At 55.6% G+C, this 1,731-nt stretch carries 1 protein-coding gene; it reads right to left on the reverse strand.

What is annotated here, in order from left to right:
- A partial coding sequence (gene recG, locus PPL9_RS30250) for an ATP-dependent DNA helicase RecG (RefSeq protein ID WP_057466198.1) occupies nt 1-1,731 on the reverse strand: 1,731 nt, incomplete at both ends.

Below are 1,731 nucleotides of genomic sequence, written 5' to 3' on the forward strand. Positions count from 1 at the left end.
AAAGCCGTCATTGGTTTGACGCAGGATGTTGAGGCGGGATGCTGCCGTCTCATTAAGAGGGGCTTTGAAGAGGAGCAGACATGAAGAGGCTAGACTTCCGCGGCCAACACGTCCTCTGAGCTGGTGCAGCTGTGCAAGGCCGAAGCGTTCGGCGTGTTCAATCACGATGATGGTTGCGTCCGGGACGTCAACGCCAACTTCGATCACAGTTGTTGCCACAAGTACGCGCGCATCACCATTTTTGAAGGCGTCCATGGCGGCTTGTTTCTCATCAGCCTTCTGCCGTCCATGCACAAGAGCAACAACCGGGCCTAGGGCGTTTTGCAGGTCGTTGAAGCGCTCTTCGGCAGCGGCGAGATCAATCTTTTCAGACTCTTCCACCAGAGGGCAGACCCAATAAATTTTCTGTCCCTGCGCAATCATCGCTTTCAGGCGGTCAACAACTTCACCGATGCGATCCAGGGATATGGAGACTGTTTTGATTTCCTGACGGCCCTTTGGCTTGTCGGTCAAGCGGGAGACGTCCATATCGCCGAAGTAAGAGAGGACCAACGTGCGTGGGATTGGTGTTGCTGTCATCACAAGCACATCAACGTGGGCGCCTTTGGAGGACAGAGCCAGTCGCTGGTGGACACCAAAGCGGTGTTGCTCGTCTACGATTGTGATGCCGAGGTCTTTGAAGTTGACAGTTGACTGGAAGAGCGCATGGGTGCCGACGATCAGATCGATTTCGCCAGCTTCCAGCGCTTCGCCAATCTCACGTTTTGTTTTGGCAGTGTCTTTACCTGACAAAACGGCAGTGCGGATGCCTGCTGCATCGCACAGAGGCTTCATGGAAGCATAGTGCTGGCGGGCCAGAATGTCTGTTGGGGCCATCATTGCGGCTTGAACGCCTGTCTCAATAACAGCTGCCATTGCCAGGAGGCCAACGACCGTTTTGCCAGACCCAACATCGCCCTGAAGCAGGCGCAGCATACGGGTCGGCTCTTCCAGATCCGCGAAGATCTCTTTCAGTGCCTCTTCCTGACCGCCTGTGAGTTCGAACGGGAGGGCTGCAAGGATCTTTCGGCGTAACGAACCGTCGCCTTTGCGGGTTTTGCCGCCCATGTGGCGCAGAGAGTTGCGTACAAGAGCAAGGGCTAGCTGGTTTGCCAGAAATTCATCGTAAGCGAGGCGTTCGCGGGCTTTGCCTTCTGGTGCCAGATCTCTGGCATCTTCTGGTTTATGTATGGACCGCAAGGCAACATCAAACGGCGGGAAATCGCGTTGTTCTATAAAGGGCTGGTTTTGCCACTCAGGCATTTGCGGGAGAAACTCAAGAGCGGTGCCCATTGCACGTTGGAGCGTTTTGGAAGCAAGGCCCGCTGTCATTGGGTAAACAGGCTCTACGAGCGGCAGATTTTCAGCTTCTTCCTCAGAGACTATGTGATCTGGGTGCACCATTTGGGCACGGTCGTTAAACCATTCGACCTTGCCAGAGACAATGCGCTTCTCACCCTCGGGCAGCGTGCGATGCAAGAAATCTCCACGTGCGTGGAAGAACACCAGCTCAATGGCTCCGGTTTCATCATGCGCGAGAACCTTGTAGGGGGCACGGCTGCCGCGTGGTGGTGCACGGTGCTGGTCTATGTGGAGCACAAGCGTCACGATTTCCCCTTCGGGGGAGCCGGAGACACCTGGGCGCAAGCGTCGGTCGATAACATTTACCGGAACATGGAAGAGCAGATCGGA

Source organism: Pseudovibrio sp. POLY-S9 (genome assembly GCF_001431305.1).
GTDB lineage: Bacteria > Pseudomonadota > Alphaproteobacteria > Rhizobiales > Stappiaceae > Pseudovibrio.